This window comes from Mycobacterium simiae (assembly GCF_008370645.1).
In the GTDB taxonomy this organism is placed as follows: Bacteria; Actinomycetota; Actinomycetes; order Mycobacteriales; family Mycobacteriaceae; genus Mycobacterium; species Mycobacterium simiae_A.
In genome coordinates this window covers 13071-31314 of sequence record NZ_VTZN01000003.1, presented here as the reverse complement: position 1 = coordinate 31314, position 18244 = coordinate 13071, and the positions used below count along the sequence as shown (strand labels likewise).

The 18244-nt window shown below is 61.3% G+C and carries 20 protein-coding genes and 1 pseudogene; 7 read left to right on the top strand and 14 right to left on the bottom strand.

All coding sequences use genetic code 11. The annotated features are described in order from the left end of the window. Positions 1-34 precede the first annotated feature (34 nt). The 5 genes and pseudogenes from meaB (at position 35) to F0Q45_RS01195 (ending at position 3758) form a co-directional block, all read left to right on the top strand. Positions 35-1017, top strand: a pseudogene (gene meaB / locus F0Q45_RS01215) (methylmalonyl Co-A mutase-associated GTPase MeaB). 52 nt (positions 1018-1069) lie between these two features. Next, positions 1070-2356: a serine hydrolase domain-containing protein gene (locus F0Q45_RS01210; RefSeq protein ID WP_149652166.1), complete on the top strand. Its 1287-nt coding sequence runs from the start codon at positions 1070-1072 to the stop codon at positions 2354-2356. 13 nt (positions 2357-2369) lie between these two features. Next, a complete protein-coding gene (locus F0Q45_RS30065; protein ID WP_188112741.1) occupies positions 2370-2462 on the top strand; it encodes a nucleotidyltransferase domain-containing protein in 93 nt (30 codons plus the stop codon). Between the two features lie 156 nt (positions 2463-2618). Next, positions 2619-2921, top strand: coding sequence for a hypothetical protein (locus F0Q45_RS01200; protein ID WP_149652165.1), 303 nt, complete (start codon positions 2619-2621; stop codon positions 2919-2921). A gap of 252 nt (positions 2922-3173) precedes the next feature. After that, positions 3174-3758 (top strand): class I SAM-dependent methyltransferase, encoded by a 585-nt coding sequence (locus F0Q45_RS01195; RefSeq protein ID WP_149652164.1) that lies wholly within the window; start codon positions 3174-3176, stop codon positions 3756-3758. Here F0Q45_RS01195 and F0Q45_RS01190 read toward each other — a convergent pair. The 14 genes from F0Q45_RS01190 to F0Q45_RS01130 form a co-directional block, all read right to left on the bottom strand. Beyond that, positions 3755-3964 (bottom strand): dodecin, encoded by a 210-nt coding sequence (locus F0Q45_RS01190; protein WP_149652163.1) that lies wholly within the window; start codon positions 3962-3964, stop codon positions 3755-3757. The genes F0Q45_RS01195 and F0Q45_RS01190 overlap by 4 nt on opposite strands. Positions 3965-4134: 170 nt before the next feature. Further along, positions 4135-4389, bottom strand: a complete 255-nt coding sequence (locus F0Q45_RS28925) for a hypothetical protein (RefSeq protein WP_262490822.1) — start codon at positions 4387-4389, stop codon at positions 4135-4137. A 17-nt stretch (positions 4390-4406) separates the two neighbouring features. Further along, positions 4407-4694 (bottom strand): GDP-mannose 4,6-dehydratase, encoded by a 288-nt coding sequence (locus tag F0Q45_RS28920; RefSeq protein ID WP_262490821.1) that lies wholly within the window; start codon positions 4692-4694, stop codon positions 4407-4409. Positions 4695-4762: 68 nt separating this feature from the next. Next, entirely contained in the window at positions 4763-5377 is a 615-nt protein-coding gene (locus F0Q45_RS01180; protein ID WP_149652162.1) for a class I SAM-dependent methyltransferase, read from the bottom strand. Between the two features lie 3 nt (positions 5378-5380). After that, positions 5381-6211, bottom strand: a complete 831-nt coding sequence (locus F0Q45_RS01175; RefSeq protein WP_149652161.1) for a class I SAM-dependent methyltransferase — start codon at positions 6209-6211, stop codon at positions 5381-5383. After that, positions 6208-7377: a dTDP-4-amino-4,6-dideoxygalactose transaminase gene (gene rffA, locus F0Q45_RS01170; RefSeq protein ID WP_223163859.1), complete on the bottom strand. Its 1170-nt coding sequence runs from the start codon at positions 7375-7377 to the stop codon at positions 6208-6210. The genes F0Q45_RS01175 and rffA overlap by 4 nt, the downstream gene beginning before the upstream one ends. Next, a complete protein-coding gene (locus F0Q45_RS01165) occupies positions 7374-8291 on the bottom strand; it encodes a methyltransferase domain-containing protein (RefSeq protein ID WP_188112740.1) in 918 nt (305 codons plus the stop codon). Before F0Q45_RS01165 ends, rffA begins: the two co-directional genes overlap by 4 nt. A gap of 5 nt (positions 8292-8296) precedes the next feature. Continuing rightward, positions 8297-9019, bottom strand: coding sequence for an HAD family hydrolase (locus tag F0Q45_RS01160; protein WP_149652159.1), 723 nt, complete (start codon positions 9017-9019; stop codon positions 8297-8299). Beyond that, on the bottom strand, positions 9013-9963 hold the full coding sequence (locus F0Q45_RS01155; RefSeq protein WP_149652158.1) for an ATP-grasp domain-containing protein: 951 nt from the start codon (positions 9961-9963) through the stop codon (positions 9013-9015). Before F0Q45_RS01155 ends, F0Q45_RS01160 begins: the two co-directional genes overlap by 7 nt. Next, complete coding sequence (locus F0Q45_RS01150; protein WP_149652157.1) at positions 9960-10841, bottom strand: NAD-dependent epimerase/dehydratase family protein; 882 nt, start codon at positions 10839-10841, stop codon at positions 9960-9962. The genes F0Q45_RS01155 and F0Q45_RS01150 overlap by 4 nt, the downstream gene beginning before the upstream one ends. A 42-nt stretch (positions 10842-10883) precedes the next feature. Beyond that, a complete protein-coding gene (locus tag F0Q45_RS01145; protein WP_223163858.1) occupies positions 10884-11825 on the bottom strand; it encodes a glycosyltransferase family 2 protein in 942 nt (313 codons plus the stop codon). A gap of 302 nt (positions 11826-12127) precedes the next feature. Further along, positions 12128-13639, bottom strand: coding sequence for a glycosyltransferase family 87 protein (locus F0Q45_RS01140; protein WP_149652155.1), 1512 nt, complete (start codon positions 13637-13639; stop codon positions 12128-12130). A gap of 229 nt (positions 13640-13868) precedes the next feature. Then, positions 13869-14831, bottom strand: a complete 963-nt coding sequence (locus tag F0Q45_RS01135; protein ID WP_149652154.1) for a hypothetical protein — start codon at positions 14829-14831, stop codon at positions 13869-13871. Positions 14832-14946: 115 nt separating this feature from the next. Continuing rightward, on the bottom strand, positions 14947-15750 hold the full coding sequence (locus F0Q45_RS01130) for a TylF/MycF/NovP-related O-methyltransferase (protein ID WP_149652153.1): 804 nt from the start codon (positions 15748-15750) through the stop codon (positions 14947-14949). 601 nt (positions 15751-16351) lie between these two features. Here F0Q45_RS01130 and F0Q45_RS01125 point away from each other — a divergent pair. Next, complete coding sequence (locus F0Q45_RS01125; RefSeq protein WP_149652152.1) at positions 16352-17161, top strand: methyltransferase domain-containing protein; 810 nt, start codon at positions 16352-16354, stop codon at positions 17159-17161. A 25-nt stretch (positions 17162-17186) separates the two neighbouring features. Next, positions 17187-18200, top strand: a complete 1014-nt coding sequence (locus tag F0Q45_RS01120; RefSeq protein WP_188112739.1) for a rhamnan synthesis F family protein — start codon at positions 17187-17189, stop codon at positions 18198-18200. Positions 18201-18244: the final 44 nt, after the last annotated feature.

Genomic DNA, 18244 nt, shown 5'->3' with positions numbered 1-18244 from the left:
CAGTACGCTCGTTGCGCTCGACGAAGCTGGCACGGTGACTGCGCAACACCTGGCCGAGGCCATCCGCAACGGTGACCGGGCCGCGCTGCCGCGGGCCATCACGCTGCTTGAGTCCACCCGCAAAGACCATCGAGCGCAGGCACAACAGCTGCTGCTAGCGTTGCTGCCGGATTCCGGGAACGCCCACCGCGTCGGCATCACCGGTGTGCCCGGGGTAGGCAAGTCCACCACCATCGAGGCTCTCGGCATGTACCTGATCGAGCAAGGCCACAAGGTGGCCGTGCTGGCCGTAGACCCGTCTTCGACGCGCACGGGCGGCTCTATCCTGGGCGACAAGACCCGGATGGCGCGGCTGGCGATGCACCCGGACGCCTACATCCGGCCCTCGCCCACGTCGGGCACCTTGGGCGGAGTCGCAAAGGCCACCCGCGAAACGATAGTCCTGCTGGAAGCTGCCGGCTTCGATGTGATCCTGGTCGAAACCGTCGGGGTCGGCCAGTCGGAGGTCGCGGTAGCCAATATGGTCGACACCTTCGTTCTGTTGACTCTCGCGCGCAGTGGCGACCAATTGCAAGGCATCAAGAAGGGAGTGCTGGAGCTGGCAGACATCGTGGTGGTGAACAAGGCTGACGGAGAACATCTGCGCGAAGCCCGCATTGCCGCTCGCGAGCTGTCGGCGGCGATCAATTTGATCCACTCACACGAAACGCTTTGGCGTCCACCTGTTCTCACCATGAGCGCAATGGCGGGTTCCAATCTCGAAGAGCTGTGGGATGCCGTCGAGCGCCATCGCTCCGTTCTGACCGCAGCCGGGCAATTCGAAGCGCGTCGACGAGACCAGCAAGTCGACTGGACCTGGCAGCTGGTGCGTGACGCGGTGCTGGACCGGGTGCTGTCGAGTCCGGAGGTGCGCGAGATCCGTTCGGACTTGGAGCGCCGGGTCCGGGCCGGGGAACTGACGCCGGCCCTGGCAGCCCAGCAAATACTCAAGGCTGCCTCGGTCTAACGGATCGGTAAATTAATCCGGGTTTGATATTGGGGTCTGTGAAATCCAAGTAAATTCGAAGCTGTGACGGTAGACACCGGAGTCGATCGCCGCGAGGTCCATCCCCACGATGCCCGTGACGCAGGCCATCGTGTGTCCGGCGCAGCGGACTCCAAATTTTCGTGCGTCGTACGTTTCTTTTCCAGCATGTTCCCCGCCCGCCGATTCGGCGGCGGGGCGCTGGCGGTGTATCTCGACGGCCAACCGGTAGTTGACGTATGGAAGGGCTGGGCTGACCGAGACGGCCAGGTGCCGTGGACGGCAGATACGGCTCCCATGGTGTTCTCGGCGACCAAGGGCATGGCCGCTACGGTGATCCACCGGCTGGCCGACCGCGGGTTGATCGACTACGAGGCGCCAGTTGCCTGGTATTGGCCAGAGTTTGCGGCCAACGGCAAGGATAAGCTCACCGTCCGTGACGTGATGAGACACACGGCCGGCTTGTCGGGCCTGCGCGGCGCCAGCCTGGCAGACCTGTTCGATCACGTCCTGATGGAAGAGCGACTAGCGGCCGCGGCGCCCGGGCGGCTGCTGGGCCAATCGGCATACCACGCACTGACGTTCGGCTGGCTGATGTCGGGGCTCGCCAGGGCGGTCACCGGGAAGAGCATGCGCACCCTGTTCCGCGAGGAGCTTGCCGAGCCGCTGGGCACTGACGGCTTCCATCTGGGTCGACCACCGGCCGGATCGCCCACGAAAGCCGCCCAAATCGTCATGCCGCAAGACATCGCCGCCAACAAGTTACTGACCTGCGCGGTGCACAAGATCGCCAACCAGTTCTCCGGGGGATTCCGCTCGATGTATTTCCCGGGGATCCTGGCGACCGTTCAGGGCGATACTCCCATGCTCGACGCTGAGATACCCGCCGCCAATGGGGTAGTGACCGCTCGCGCGCTGGCGCGCATGTATGGAGCGATTGCCAACGGCGGCGAGATCGACGGCACCCGATTCCTGTCCCGGGAGCTGGTCGCGGGCCTGACCGGTGAGCGGCGACTTCGGCCAGATCGCAACCTCATCGTGCCGCTGGCCTTCCACTTGGGCTACCACAGTCTGCCCATCGGCAACGTCATGCCAGGGTTCGGACATATCGGCATGGGCGGCTCGATCGGGTGGAACGACCCCGAGACCGGAGTGGCGTTCGCGCTGGTGCACAACCGGCTGTTGACCCCGCTGGTGGCCACCGACCACGCCGGTTTCGTCGCTATGTACGCCCTAATTCGGCAGGCGGCCGAAAGGGCGCGCAAGCACGGTTACCAGCCGGTGCATGGGTTCGGGGCGTTGTATTGCGAGCCGGGGGCCGTCGCGGGCTGAGGTCTAGAATCTGTTGCAAGATGGCAGTCGAGTCTCGGGCACTGCCGGCCCAAATTCCGATGCCGACTTTGCGGTCTATTTCGACGGACAGCCCATACCTTTGTGATGTCATCGAGGAGTGTGTCGATATCGCCCAGCGCATCTGCTCGGCGCAGGGTTGGGGTCCGCCGGCTGACAACGGCGACGCCATGAAAGTCCTTGGGCGCCATGGAACACTCACGGCCGCCTAGCAACGCGACGACGACCAGCCGGACGGCAAGGCGTGGTTCGAGCAGGTTATGACCTACCGCTGCAACGGATCCGGGCGCACCTCGAGCTCAGCGACGACGAAGTGCACGCCCACGCTGGCAGTGCGGCGCGCTTCGAGTGTGTGCTCGGCGCTATTCAACTGACGCTGACGCCACCTGCTGTGTCGATGGCACAACGAAACGAACGATGCAGTGCGTCTCTCACCTTCGACGGCGGCGAACTCAGCATCGACCACTATCTGCGCGCCCGTGCCTACGCCTACCACCTGTACGGCTGCACCGCCTTGTTTGGTGAAGTGTCGGCGACGGCCGCTTGATCGGGTCCTGCTGCTGGCGGCGGCTGGTTGCGGGCCGGACCGGCTAGCGGATCGTCCAATGATGGATTCCTGGTGCCGTATTCGGAGCCGGGGCTGGTGGCAGGCTGAGTTAGGGCGACGAATCCTGCAGCGGGAAGCCTGGTTTCGAAGTGCTCGGTAGTGAGCAGCAGTGCAGGCTATCGGGTAGCGACGGACGGGGCGATTTTTTTGACTTGAGATGAAGATCTCGCACGTCGCTTAGAATGTGACGTTGTGTCTGCCGACAAATTCAAAGAACTGATCAAGCAATTCGACTGCCCGGTCGTGCTCGAAATCGGCACCAGGCGGGTCGCCCGAACGCCCTCAACTGTCCATCGAGACTGGGTACCACACGCCGCCAAATACATCGGGTCCGACTTCGCCAGCGGCCAAGACGTGGACGTTGTCGCCGATGTATGTGAGCTATCCACGGTCTTCGGGGAGCAGAGCTTCGACGCCATCATTTCGTGTTCGGTGCTGGAGCACATCCAGTACCCATGGGTTGCTGCTGTCGAAATGTCGCGAACGCTCAAGGTCGGCGGATTCATGTTTGTCATGACGCACCAGACGTTTCCCCTCCACGCCCACCCGCACGACTATTACCGATTCAGCAAGGAAGGGCTCGAGACCCTGTTCAGCCCGCAGATCGGTTTGGAGTGCATCGAGAGCGCTCATAACTATCGGGCGCCGATAATGTCGAACGCTCCCGGCCGGCTGCGCCGAGCAGCGGCACCCAGCTATCTCAACAGCACGATTCTGGTAAAGAAGGTGAGTCATCCGCCGGCGGACTTCAAGTGGCGGGCCGTGTCGGACGCCTAATCTTCCAGCCGGAAGCCAACTTTCAGGGTGACTTGGTAGTGCGCAACGTCGCCGTCCACCAGGTGGCCGCGAACCGATTCCACCTCAAACCAGTCCAGTTTGCGCATGGTTTGCGATGCTCGTGCCAGACCGCTGCGAATGGCCGCATCGATTCCATCGGGTGAAGTGCCGACAATCTCGATTACGCGGTAGGTGTGATTGCTCATCGCGTCCCCTTAGCTTCGTTTGGTGCGACCTTATAGGGGGTGACGGACGGGGTAGCTGCGACACCCCCCGGAAGACCTATCCGAGGCTTTCGAATTCGGAGATCTGCTCCTCTGTAAACCGCGAGCGGGTCGGCGCCGTCGTACCCGTCGTACCGAATTGATCGTCTCAGTCACGGTGTCGCGGAAACCCAGCCGGTTACCCCAGCCAGCAGGTTCGACTCCCGCGGATGCTCACCGGGTTGGCGATCCCAATGTGCGCCGCCGCCCCACAGTTCGGCGGCCAGCGTCGCCACCTGGTCGACCTCGACGAAGCTGTCCCGTCCCGGCCCAAAGGTCCATTCGCCCAGACCGGAGTTGGCCAACAGCGCGTCGACGAGAGCGAGGTAGCCGTTAAGGCAGTCGAGCACGTGCTGCCGGGGCGGCACCGCCCCATGGCGTTGGTCTAGTAGATGTAGCGCGGCTCGCTATGCGACTCGCGGACCAACGACTGGGCCGCCATGTTGTACCACGACGTCCGGGGCCGGCGCTGCACTGCCGCCGCTGTGGCCTCGGCGTCGCGGATGTCTACACGCAGTTCCGATACCAGCTGCTCGGCGAGTCGGGCGCGCTCGGAAAGGCTGCCGTTTTCTGGGTCGAGAGCCAAACCGGACACCTGTTGCCCTCGGCTGAGCAAGAGCAACGTGAGCTGCGGTCCTTTGAACCCGGTATGACCGGTGACCAGATAGTGCACGGCTATCGGCTCGGTTTTAGCAGGAGCCTGATCTCCTTGGGGCTGACGGCCACCTTGAGAAATCGCTGCTATTGCGCCGTCATGTAGAAGTAGGTGTATGGCGGAAATGCCTGCGTAACCACCGTGCCGTTCACAGTTGCGAACGCACTGCGCGCCAATGCTTCGTAACCGTCCGGTGAGCGCACATGCCGACCGCGATCGAGACTGATCAGCAATCTAGCGATCCGGTTCTGCCGCTCAATAAAGACGTTGTCGACCGTGATCACCCGCCCACCGGGTTTGAGAACCTGTCGTAGCAGCGCGAACAATTCGCTCACCTGCGCATCGTCCATATGGTGCAGCACCGCCGAGACGATCGCGATATCAACCGGAGCCAGCGCGCGCGCCTGTTTGGATCCGAAAAGGCCAGTGTTGAAGGTTCCGCGGTCGCCGTAGGTCTTGCGCGCCTTCTCCACGTAGGCGGCATTGGGCTCCCAGCCGATGTACTCCACGTCCGGCAGGTGCGCGAGCAGATGCGCGGGTCCGCAGCCGATGTCCAGGACGCGATCTCCCGGTTGGGCACGGACGAAATTCTGCGCGAAGCCTCGCCGCAGCTTGTCCGCTCCCATCCGACGCTGCACGGTTTCGTACAGTTTCGGATTGCGGAGTGCTGCGTATAGGCCGTGTTTGCGTTCAGATGCCAATGCTCAATCCTTACTGCAGACTGCAAGGCAGCTGGTGCCGAATGGAATAGTGCCCCCCGCCTCGATACGCTGCGCTTCTTTGTCGAGTAGTCGGTCGATGATACGAGCTGAAATGCCTTCGCGGACATGCTCCGAGGTTTGTAGCTCAGCATCGGCGGGTTGTCGCAGACCCACCCGAGTAGGCAGTGTCCTGAGCAGAAGTACAGCTGGCGGCAGTGGAGCGAATATATACGTGGCATACAGCTGCGTGAACCCGCTGCCGATCACGGCGCGTCTCAGGCTTCGCAGCGTGTACCTGCGAAAGTGCCCCGCCACAACGTCATCGGCCGAGAACAGGAAGGTGTAGGCCGGCACAGTCAGGAACAGCAGACCACCAGGCCGCAGCAGCGAACGAACCTGGCGCAAGGCACCGGCCTCGTCCTCGATATGCTCGAGCACGTCGAACATGCCGGCAGCGCCGACGCTGCCTGGCGCCATGCCGACGTCCTCCAACCGGGCACAGATGACTGGGTCAACGCCGCGCGCCCGCGCCGCGAGAGCACCGTCAATGCCCGGTTCCAGCAGTGCGCACGCAAGTCCTGCCGCCAGTAGGCCTTTGGCGACATAACCGTTGCCCCCACCGATATCGAGCAGCGCATCCTGCGGCGCAAAGCGCCGTACTACGCTCGCGATGCAGCGGTTCCGGTGGCGGAACCAGAACGAGCGGTCCTCCACCTCCAGGCAGGCCGCATTTCCGTGTTCAGGATAGGACACGGATGCGTGCTGACGTGCAAACCAGATACCGTCAACGCGGAGCTCCAGGCCCGGGGCCACCTTGGCAAGGTCAAATGTCATGCGCGGTGTATCACGGGGGTTGGTCGGGTCTGATAGAAGTCCAGCACGATACTAGCTACCTCCTCTACGTCCTGGTCGGAAAGGTCGAAATACATTGGCAGCCTTACCAACCGGGCGCTGAGTTCGTCGGTCCTGGGCAAATTGCGTTGCGGCATGCCGAGCGAGTGCGCGAACGGCGAGGAATGCAGTGGCACATAGTGAAATACGGCGAGGACGCCAGCTGTACGCAGATGCGCGATGAGCGCTGTGCGCTCCTCGATGTCGGCAGTCAAGACGTAGAACATATGGTAGTTGGTGGTGCAATCCATCGGCACCACCGGGATTCGAATCACGCCCTGCTGCACCAATGGCGCGAGAATCTTGGCATAGCGGTCGAATACTTCACCCCTCCGTCTGGTGATTTTTTCCATGTTTTCGATCTGGCCCACCAGGAATGCCGCGAGCATATCGGAGGGAAGGTAAGAGGAGCCCACGTCCACCCAGGTGTATTTGTCAGCCTGGCCGCGGAGGAATTGGCTACGATTGGTTCCCTTTTCCCGCAGGATCTCGGCTCGGCGCTCCATGGTTGGATCGTTGATCAGCAGTGCGCCGCCCTCGCCGCAGGAAATGTTCTTCGTTTCGTGAAAGCTGTAGCAACCGAGGTGACCGATCGTGCCCAGCCATCGATCTTTGTACCGGGCGAACACGCCTTGCGCTGCGTCCTCGACGACCAGTAATTCATGGCGGTCGGCAATATCCATGATCAGGTCCATCTCGCAGGCCACGCCCGCATAATGGACGGGGACGATCGCCCGTGTTCGCGGCGTGATTGCCCGCTCGATCAGTTGCTCATCGATGTTGAGCGTATCTGGCCTGATGTCCACGAACACCGGCCTGGCGCCGCGGAGCACGAATGCGTTCGCCGTAGAGACGAAGGTATACGACGGGACGATCACCTCGTCACCGGGCCGCAGATCGCATAGTAGGGCGGCCAGTTCCAGCGCGGAAGTGCAGGATGTCGTCAACAACACTCGGCTGGCGTTGAAGCAGTTTTCCAGCATGGCCTGGGCGCGCTTGGTAAAGGGACCGTCGCCACTAGCGTGCCCACCCGCGACCGCTTCGCTGACATAGGTTAGCTCGGACCCGACGACGGCCGGTTTGTTAAACGGGATGCGGATAGTCGTCATTCGAACCGCATGACGGCCTCCCATCCGCCGACAAGATTCCAGCGGGGCGGACGGTTGTGACGGCGTAAGGCCTGTTCCAGCACGGCCGGCGCCTTAAGGGTGTGGGCCAGGACAGTGCGCGCTGGGGCGTGTGCGAACGTCGTCTCCACCAGCGACGGCCGCGACGAGAGCAGCCCGCCGTTGATCCCGAAAGTCTTGATGAACTTGCCCCAGAAGACGCTCCCCATGTCGTGGACATGACCCGGATAGGTGATGTCGATCGACCGGATGATTCGCGCCAAGGGCAGCACGAACGGCGTGCGCGCATACATGTAGGTGCCGCTGCCTGCACAGGCGATGACCTGATTAATCGCGGTGTAAGCGTCGGGTATATGTTCGAAGATCGCACTGGCGAGGATCAGGTCGTGCCCGGCTTCCACAGTTGTCAGGTCGCGATGCGCATCCATGCTGACGTCAGGGTCTTCTGGATCCCGTGGTTCGCTGAAGTCCACAACATCGATCGTGATCGGCGCCGATTTTCGATCACGATGCAGCACTTTTGCGATTGCGATAGAGAGCGAACCGTCACCCCCGCCGTAATCGAGAATGCGTAGCGGCGCCGATCGTCTCAGGTTCGGCATCGCACGCAACACGTGGCGTGCGAAGCGCCCCGGATTGTGAAGCGTATGCCGCAAGGGGCCGTGAGAGTAATACTCGGCGTAGTAGCTTTCCAGAACGTCGGGTTTCGGCATGTGGGAGGCGGAGGCCGCCCCGCAGGTGGCACATTCCAGCATGTCGATGTCCGGATCGCTTTGCACGCGAAATATCGGGCGGCGGGGGCGCGACGAGTGGCAGACAGGGCACATTTCAGTTGCGTCTTCGACGCCTGGGGCGCCGAGCCGCTTGCCGCGATGAAACCCTGTCGCTTGGACCATAGAGTTCATCCTCGCAGCCGGGCGTCGTCTGGCGGCGTGAGATCCAGCAAGTTTTGCACTCGCAGACAGTCAGCGTACGGCAACCGATCGTCGCGATCGACCAGAATCGGCTTCAGCCCGGCCTCTCTGGCACCGACCACGTCGGCGACATACTCGTTACCCACGTACACGACCTGATCGGCATCGAGCCCATTGCGGTCGAGAAATGCGTCGAAACAGGCCCGCGCCGGCTTTTCCGCGCCGAGCAGCTCCGAGGAGGCGGCGTCGCCGACCAGATGGCGCAGCCCCGCGCGCACCAGCACATCCTCGAGGTGCTTGTCCCAGTTGGCCAAGGCATGCACGTCGACATGCGCTCCGACTGCGGTCAGAGCAGGGGCGGCATCGTCGAAGGCTACCCACCGGCGTCGTGCCGTAAATCGCGACAGCAGCAGAGGATGCAGGCGGTCGAACGATCTGTCTATTCCCAGCACTGTGCACAATGCCCGATTGAACGCTGCGTAATACGCGTCCTTCTTGGCTTTGCTGGTCAGTTCACTACTCTTCATCTGCATGGCGAAATTGACGACCTCATAGGCGCGGGTGATTTCCAGCAAGGCGATGTCGAGTCCCAGTTCGCCGGCCGCATCTTGAAAGATCTGCTCAGGTGACGGGTCCAGACGCAATAGTGTGCCCGCGCAATCGAATACTACGGCACGGCAATTGGCGATGGTGGCAGCCGCGGTCAGCACGGATCTACCTGCAGTTCGCTGCCTTGCCGGTAGACAGTGGCCAGCTGTGGGCAGGCGGGGGCGATCGCGTCGCCGCGGCCAAAGTGCCGCACCAGCCGAAGCGGATCATTGACACCGATGGCGATGCGCATCTCGGTCGATCCGGATAAGCGCGCATTGATTTCGAACACCAGTGGTCCGTCGTCGTCATGCCAACGAAGTTGTGCGTTGATGGCCCCGATGCCGGGAACGCGCTCGCCGAACGCCGAGATGAATTGCTGCATGTCAGGATTGTCGACAACGCGGGCACGCACGGTACGGCCTTCCTCGAGCGATCGCTCCATGGAGATCGCATCCTGCATCACACCGTGCGCATCGTAGAGGAACCCGACAGTGAACTCGGGACCCTCGACATATCGCTGAAAGCAGTAGTTCCGCGGCGACGCCGCGATGAATTCCTTCGCTGCAGCGCGATCCGACAGAATCTTGATGCCTTGGCTGGCGTGACCATTTCGTGGTTTGGCCAGGACTGGGAATACCAGCTCGCCGACCGTGGCCGTCCCGAATGTGCTTGGTGCGGCTATGCCGTGGTCTGACAGAAACTGGGAAGTCAACAGCTTGTCCTCGGCCGCTTCGACCAATTCGGGCGGTGCCAGCACCACCTTGCAGCCGGTTTGGGCGAGCATCTCACGGGCGTCCGACAGGACAGCGGTCTCCGAGTCGATGCATGGCAGCAGGACTTCGATTTCGTGGCGGCTCAGTGCGGCTTTCAAGGCTTCCGGGTACGCGGGCTCCCTGACCAGCGGAAGCCGCATGCGGTCGTCCGGGTCAGGTTCCGGAGATGCGCCGGCATCGAGTCCGAGAATCCAGATGGGCTCGGCGCCAGGTGGATTGCAGCGCAGGCCACGGATGGCGCCACGCCCGACATCGCCGCTGACTCCGGTAATCGCCACCCGCAGTGTCATGACGCGTCAGACAGGTGGTCGGCCAGGCTGCGAAAAAATGGATGTAGCCGCTTGGCGATCCGGTTTACGAACACCGGCTCGGGTCCCCGTCCGGCATAGCTCTCATCGACTATCCGGCTGCAACTGCCCAATCTAGTGCGAACAAGCTCCGCGAGCGCTGCGATCTCGTGTGTATCGTCCGAAAAGGCGTTGACGACAGCGGGACTGCGGTTCTCTTGCACCAATGCCACCGCCAGTTCTGCGACATCGGCCACGTGAATGAAGTTCTGACGGTAGGGTCGCGGCCCCCGCATCACCAACGGCTCGTTTCGTTGTGCCCTCGCGACCAAGATGGGAAGAAGGGTCGTTCCCACCATTCCGGGGCCGTAGATCGAGGAGGCGCGCAGGTGCGTCACCGCGACGTCCGGCTTGTCTTGTCTGACGAAATCGAGGCTGCGTTCGGCGGCCCGCTTGCTGGCTGCGTATGAGCCGTCGCTCACATCGCCGTCCACGGTGGGGGCGTCTTCATCGATCAACCATCGATCGGTGGCTGGCTGCTGGTAAACGGAAACGCTCGAAAGATGGACGATCCGCCGCAGCGACTTGGCCGCGGATAGCGCCGCGGCAAGCGTTGCACTGGCGATAGTGTTGTCGCGATCAAAGTTGTCGGAGCGTGCCGGAATTGCCGCCGCGCAGTGGACTACCGCAGCAACGTCAAAGCGCATCGGATCGTGAAGCGCTCGCGGATCGGTCAGATCGACGGCCCAATCAATGCCTGGCCCCGCGCGCCGCGCATGCGCCACAACATGCACGCCACGGGACCGAAGCCGCTCTGTCACGTGCCTTCCGACCAGACCGGCAGCGCCCGTCACCAGGATCGACTCGATCATGCCGGACATGCGAGACAACGGTTAAGCCCTGTGCTCTGAATCATGCTGCCGTCACCGGCCGTCAGCGCTATCGTGCGTCACGGTCTCTCTCACCACGTAGGTGGGCCGGTCCATGCTGCGAAAGTGCATACGAGCGAGGTACTCGCCGATGATTCCGAGCGCGAAAAGCTGCGCCCCAGAGAAGATCGCGATGATCGAGGCTAGGAACGCGAAACCGGGAACCTCACTGCCGTTGATTAGGTAATTGGCGCCGACCCAGACGAAGATAGCGACGCCGAATAAGACCAGCGCGAACCCGATTAAGCTGGAGATCTGGAGCGGCAGCGTACTGAACCCAGTCATCAAGTCAATCGCGTAGCGGATGAGACGGGTGACCTTGTACCCGCTGACGCCAGCCGCGCGCGGCGCGTGCCGCACCTTGATGGCGGTGAATCGAGTCGTCGTCCAGGTAAGCAGCACATCGATTGACACGGTTGGGCTGCGATAGTCGCAGAAGCCGTCCCGCAACCGGGTCCGGAATGCGCGGAAGGCGCTCACGTTGCGCGCTGTCTCAGCGCCCATGGCGCTAGCCAACGCCAACTTCGTCAGGCGCGAGGCGGCGTTGCGCAACAGCCCATGCTGCTCAGTTTGCGGAGCGCCGTAGACGACATCGACATCCGGCCCAAGTGCGGCAAGCAACGGCGCGATCTCACTCACCGGATGCTGCAGGTCGTCATCCATCGTGACTATGACGTCATGGCGGGCGGCGCGAATGCCGCAGAGCAAGGCATTGTGCTGGCCGTAATTGCGGCTCATTCTGACACCGTGTACGCGCTCGTCCGCTGCAGCCAGTTCCGCGATGATGGACCATGACTCGTCGTCGCCGCAATCCTCCACGAAGATGATTTCGAACGTCGGAGCGATTTTCTGCATCGCGATGGTCAACTGGCCGTACAACTCGCGCAACGTCGGTGCTGCGCGATAAACAGGTATGACAACACTCAATGTGTGCACGGCGCCTCCCGATCGCAGCTTGCAGTCTGTCATAGCTCCCACAGCAGATGCCTGCATATCGGAAGAACGGGTGCATGTCGGGTAAAGGGCCGGAAAGGTGCCGAGCTCTGGCAATGCCTGGCCCTATGCGGACGCCCTGCGCTCAGCCGTCAACCCCAGACCAGTGCGGGCGAACCGGCAGGTAGTCTCGGACCGACTGGGGGCTGTAGCGAAACGCGCCCACCGATACGTCCCGAATTCGGCTGCTTGTGCGGCGATTCCACGATCGAAGCGGGTCTGGCGACGAAAACCCCGGTATACCATCAAGTTTCAGCAGATGACACAGGCGCTTGTGCTGATGACTGCACGACCTGCTCTCCCGTCTCGGTCGGTTCTGGTTCACCGCCGGGTGAGTTGGCCGGTCTCCGTGCGTAGGAGGCGATGATCACCGCGCACGCGATCAGCCAGAACACCGGCGCGTAAGTCACCGTGGTGGCAACAACCGACGTGCTACCGATTTCGCCCCTGGCTCCCATCTGTCCAAAGATCGATACGGGGACCGGCGGGCCCGGAAGGGCGATCTGGGCAATGCTGACCGCCGCGGCCAAACCCACACATACACCGACCGCACGACGGCGGTCCCCGTGGGCCGCTAGCTGGTCGAATATCCCCGCACCGGGCGGCCCGTCGGGGTCTCGGACAACAAGCGCAGCGACCGGCAAAACGAACACGAGGTAGTAGAAGCTGGTATAGGAGGGAAAGAGGGCTGCGGTGGCGAGCAACACGATGCCCGCCATCACGGGCGGGATGCGTCGTCCCAGGGCCAGCACGGAGCAAACGACGAGGAGCAGGACGACATACCCGAGCAACGATCGTGGCATGGCGAGGAAGCCCTCTGGGATTTTGCCCGTCTGGGCGCTCTTGATGCTGTCCGGGATCAGCAGGAGCGCCCTGCCGAACGACACGTTGCGCGTGTCGGCCAGCCCACCGAACGAACTGCTGAACTTGATGATGTTGTGCATCGACTGGGTGACGGTCTGTGGAAAGTCCCGAGGCCACAACAAAAAGGCGGCAACGTTCGAAATCGCGATGCCGCCAATGGCCAGGCCGCCCCACCGCCATTGTCGTGCCGCAAAGAACACGAGCGCGAGGACGGCAAACTGTGGCTTCACCAGTGCGGCCAGAACCACCATGACCGCGACGAGGCCCCACCGCTGTCGGCGCAACGCCACGAAGAAAACCAGCGCGATTGGAGCCACGAACCCCGCCGAATTCCCCCGGTCAACGACCGCCCACACCGGAATGGCCGCGGCGCCCAGCGCCACAAAGACCACCACCCGCTCAAGACCATGCGTCCCCCGGGCCGCCCAGACGGCGGGAGATAGGACCGCGAAGGTCAGTGCGATCAGATAACCGATCAGCCCCAGGCGCGGGACGCCCAGCCAATGCGCGGGGAGCGCGAACGACAAGTGCGGTAACCACCCGGCCGCCGGGTACCCGACCGTTATCGGCTGATAACTGGGTGGCAGGGCGATCGGATAGTCCCATGGGTTGGGTTGCAACCCAGCGGACACGACCATGGCGTAGTCACTGAAGCAGTGCCGACCGACATTCATGCCCCAATCGAGCCAGCAGTCCTGGGGAGGATAGAGCAGAGAGGAAAGCACGTCGACCGAGTTGCACTGGGTAAGTGCGTAGGCTGTCGCCGCCGAGACCGCTGACGCGAGCAGAATGGCGCCGAGCAGGATGGTGCGCTCGGATTGCGAAGTGACCGCCCGGGGGCGCTTCCGGATCGCCTCGCGCTCACCCCTAATCCCCTCGAAGGATCGGGTCATCTGCATCCTCCTCGGTTCTGCGCGATGGGGTTACGGAGCAGGAGACCCGGCTCAGCCACCGGGATGATCATGGCCGAGCCCCCTAGGATGCGCGGCGCATGAGGCGGTCAGTACGACGACCGGCGTCCGCGGGCAGCATAGCGTTTGATCCAACCACAGCGGGTCGGCGACGGCACCGATTTCCTTCATGACGCCAACGGGGGCGATTGCATGCAGCTGACGCATAAATTCATAGGCGTAGTTGATTCGACTGTTTTCTGCGTCTCCGCAAGTCGCGCCAGTAGGTTCGCCACGATGGCTGCCAAACGGCGATGTCTTCGCCGACCGCAAACAAGTTCTCGGTTCGCGTCTTTGCGAATGGCAGCAGTCGATCCGTCGCGTAGTTGTTCGCGACGTGGTAGACCCAGGACCAGCGTGGCGTCGTGCGGGTGACGGGATCGACCGGTGACGCATAACGAACCGAGAAGCCTTGCGGAGGGCTTTCAAAGCACAAACCCATCGCGGCCCGCTCGGCAACACCCCATTCCGGGCTGACCTCTTTGCTGCCCTTGATATCAAAAGATCGTGTCTGCACGTACTCCTCGGCGAGTTCACGATCCAAGACGAACATCGCATCGTAGGGGTAGTCCAAATTCACGAAAGAGTAGCCGTCGACGTCGACATGCTTACGAGCATCGAAATCGCTGAGACCAACCTGGTCCAACAGATAAAGATGATTATCCTGGTCATTGTACTCGATGCGTTGGAAGGATGGGATCAGCCTCGCCGCCCTGAGTTTTTCGCGATAATGCACAAAATAGCAGAAATTATCGAATGAGAACAGGATATCTTCTTCGAGATAAATGAAGTGAGTGTAGTCGGACCCCTTGGCGAGAAATCTGTCCGCAATAAGCCCTTTGTGAGTCCATGGTAGTAGCCAGGGATCGGCGAGATCGGTAAAGCTGGCGATTGACAACGTCTTCCGCGATCCGGACCTTAAGGGATAATCCTTGAGCAGTGGTTCGGCGAGGCTGTTCACCTTACCGAGGGAATCCTGGTCATCCACATTGCTGGTCACGACAATATCGAGATCTTTCACCGGAAATTCCGACAGCGCCCGAATGATCTGAAAGAGATTTGGAAGTCGCGATTCACGAAAATGGAACGTAATCGCGACAAGAATCCGAAACGGGTAGCTGGGGATAATATCCAAAAGACGACCTCCCCTCTCGTTGGCCCGCCACAAGTCCTGCGCCGATTATCACAGACCCTGCCCAGGCGGCACACGTCCGCATTGGCATGATGCGGCACGCCGATGGCGGGCGATCTTACGGCTGGCCGGGGGAGTGCACCCGCGAGGGCGGTTTGATGAGCAAACCCTGGCCGGTGGGTAGTGCGCACACTGTCACGTTATGCGCCCGGGCGAACTCGTCGGTTGCGACCCCTTGGGGCTCATAGCCGCGGTAGGCATAGTCGTCGAGCAGGACCGTTGCGCCCGGGACAAGGCGGTCCCAGAAGTACTCGAGCGCCGCGATCTCCGGGGGAGCGCAGTTCATGTCGAGGTGCAGATAGGCGACGTGGCGCGACGGTACTTGTGCAAGGGTTTCCGGAACGACACCCTCCACGATGTGCGCGCGAGGCCATTCCGCAAAATTCGCCCGCACCGAATCTGCTCCCTTGACGTAGAAACCGGTTTCCAGGTTGTCCGTATTGTGTTGCAGCGCAACGTCACGTTCGTCGGCGGCCACGAATCGCTCATCCATCCCAGCAAAGGTGTCTAACAAGTAAAAGTCACGGTCGAGCGCATTCCAATCCAAATATTCCATGATAGCGCTGCTCATAAACCCTTTGTTGACACCGCATTCGACAAAATCGCCGTCCAGTCGCGACGCTATCGAGGCGACCCACAGCGCGATATGGGCACGCCAATGGATCCGATAGTCGTCGGTGCCTCCGATCGCCTTGACCCCCCGAGCGTAAGCCCTAACGAACGCCGGGTCCTGCATAAATGCGTGCGTATGCACGCTGACCAGACCGTCTTGTGCGTAAGTTCGCGACAACACCGCATGCAATCCGAGCCTAAGTTTCGCGCGTTTCCAGCCGATCGCTTGCTGGACTTCACGAAAATTCATGACGCTACTTGATGTACGCCAAGCCGGCTCTGTTTCATGGCAAGCCATGAAACAGTATCTGCGCATACGTGGAGTGAATCCTCGCATCGCCCGCGAACAGGAATGTCACCGAGCAACATTTGTTCTCCCTATGGAATGCCAAACAGTTATGTTCATCTGCCTCCCCGGTGAGGTTACGGTCATGCTAGACGGTTGCAGTCTGGCTCACTTCGACTTCCCCGGTTCCCTGAGACTTGGCTATGAGCAATCCTGCGTGGCGCTGCTCGTGCCTCCCGAACCACCGGCGCAGCGTGTGGCTCCGCCGGCTCGTTGCCTGCCGGGTGATGCGGCACCGGCGCGGATACCGTGGTCAACCGGCTAATCGCGGAATTCTCGCCACAACGACCGGTAAATCTGCGAAACTTCCTGCGACGGGAAGACGTTGGGGGCAGAGGGTTCGGCGCCCTGTCGTCGAGAATTGGGGGAGTATGTTGATGAAACTAGCGCTCAATGTGCTACGAGTTGCGACCACGCCGCCCGGCGTCGGCATGCATCGCACGGCCTCGTGGCGATATCCGAATCAAGCGCTCTGATCAGATCTTTGTGATCGAAAAGGAAGAAGATGCGGCGAGCAGTCAAAGAATTCGCACCGAGATCACCGGCAGACCTCTACTATGTTTTGAAATACGCGAGATGGCAGTTGCCGGTTCGTCAGAAATACGTGCCATTTGTGGAGAGCAAATACGGGATCGAGATCGGTGGTCCGAGCGCGCTGTTCAGCACAATACTGCCGCTATATCCGTTCATTGGGGGACTGGACGGGGTCAACTTTGCTACCGACACAGTGTGGGAAGGCAGCATCAGCGCCGGCAATGATTTCAACTATTACGCCGGAAAGTCTGGTCGCCAGTTCATCTCCGAAGCCGTCAACCTGAGCGAGATCCCCACCAACCGTTACGATTTTCTGTTGTCGTCGAACTGCCTGGAACACGTGGCCAACGGCATCAAAGCCCTCACCGAGTGGAAGAGGGTGATCAAGCCCGGTGGAGCACTTATACTCGTTCTTCCCAAGAAAGAAAGTAACTTCGATCATCGTCGGCCGGTAACCAAGTTCGAGCATTTGTTGGATGACTTCAATCACGACGTCGGAGAGGACGATCTCACCCATTTAGAGGAGATTTTGGCACTTCACGACTTATCAATGGACCCGCCTGCCGGTAACTTGGAGCATTTTAGGCAACGAAGCCTGAAGAACTTTGAAAACCGGACCCTTCATCACCATGTGTTTGATGTCCCGTTGATCGAGCGGATGCTGGACCACCTTAGGTTTGAGATCGTGGATATCACGACCACTAAGACGGATTTCTTCGCGCTTGCCAAAAAAATCCCGAGAACGGCATCGCTTGCGAATGATGACGCACCACGCGTCTGAAATCACTCGAGCATTCCTCAACCGGATGCGCAACGAAACCGAGCGCGCCGCCTATCGGATTGCCGAGCGGTACCGCGAAGACGGCGACGCGATCGGCTTCATCTGCGAAACCCACCTGGAGCTTCCCGCACAGCCTCCGTCGGGGCCGCGAACCCTGATTCTGTTCGCACACTTCGATGCACAGGGAATTGTCGACCCGTACGTTGTCTACTACTTGAAGGCGTTGCACGGCCTGGGCGCCACGATCGTGTTCGTGTCCGGTGCACCCAACCTCACTCCCGGCTCGGTCGATGCGATCCGCGACTACTGTGCCGGCATCTATACACGTGAGACCTTGTCACTTGACTTCGGGTCATGGCACCTCGCGTGGTGCATCATGCGGCAGCACGGCTGGTCGCTTAATCAGTTCGACCGTTTCGTCATCGCCAACGACAGCGTGTTCGGTCCGCTGTTCCCCCTGGGAGAGATGTGGGGTACCTTTCGTGGTGCCGACATGTACGGTGCCAGCGAAAGTACCCAACAGCAGCCGCACCTGCAGTCCTACTTCTTGGCCTGGGACCTCAACCGGCGCACCCGCCCCTTCCTCAACGACTTCTGGGATGATTTCCAGTACGTCGTCGACAAGCTATTGCTTATTCGGCAGTACGAGGTCGGTATTTCCGCTCGCGCCCGCGACTCCGGCCTCAGCCTCAAGCCCTTTGCCTCTGCCGCTGCGGTCAAGGAAACCTATGCGCGACAAGGGCATCCACGGTCCAAGATCCTCTCCCGCAAGCGTGGCATCAACAACACCATCTACTACTGGGATGGCTTGATCGAGCACCTGCGCTTCCCTTTTCTCAAAGCCAGCCTGCCCCGGCACAACACGCCCTGGCAGGACTCGATAGCGGAATTGCGTGATTTCATCGAGCAGCACACTGACTACCCGTACGGCCTCATTCAATCGAACGTCGACAGGCTCGGCCTCGGAGCCGCGAGCTGGGTCAGGCCGAGCGACACCATATTACGAATCCGGTCATGGCTTGAGGCCCACAGCGTGTGATGATTGCAGCGTCGGACTCGGTCCCGAGGGCAATACCGTGGAGA

Coding starts and splice junctions, on each gene's coding strand:
- F0Q45_RS01190 (WP_149652163.1), bottom strand. CDS start 3,964: ATGAGCAATCACACCTACCGCGTAATCGAGATTGTCGGCACTTCACCC.
- F0Q45_RS01175 (WP_149652161.1), bottom strand. CDS start 6,211: ATGACATTTGACCTTGCCAAGGTGGCCCCGGGCCTGGAGCTCCGCGTT.
- rffA (WP_223163859.1), bottom strand. CDS start 7,377: ATGACGACTATCCGCATCCCGTTTAACAAACCGGCCGTCGTCGGGTCC.
- F0Q45_RS01165 (WP_188112740.1), bottom strand. CDS start 8,291: ATGGTCCAAGCGACAGGGTTTCATCGCGGCAAGCGGCTCGGCGCCCCA.
- F0Q45_RS01155 (WP_149652158.1), bottom strand. CDS start 9,963: ATGACACTGCGGGTGGCGATTACCGGAGTCAGCGGCGATGTCGGGCGT.
- F0Q45_RS01150 (WP_149652157.1), bottom strand. CDS start 10,841: ATGTCCGGCATGATCGAGTCGATCCTGGTGACGGGCGCTGCCGGTCTG.
- F0Q45_RS01140 (WP_149652155.1), bottom strand. CDS start 13,639: ATGACCCGATCCTTCGAGGGGATTAGGGGTGAGCGCGAGGCGATCCGG.
- F0Q45_RS01130 (WP_149652153.1), bottom strand. CDS start 15,750: ATGAATTTTCGTGAAGTCCAGCAAGCGATCGGCTGGAAACGCGCGAAA.
- F0Q45_RS01125 (WP_149652152.1), top strand. CDS start 16,352: ATGCGGCGAGCAGTCAAAGAATTCGCACCGAGATCACCGGCAGACCTC.
- F0Q45_RS01120 (WP_188112739.1), top strand. CDS start 17,187: ATGCGCAACGAAACCGAGCGCGCCGCCTATCGGATTGCCGAGCGGTAC.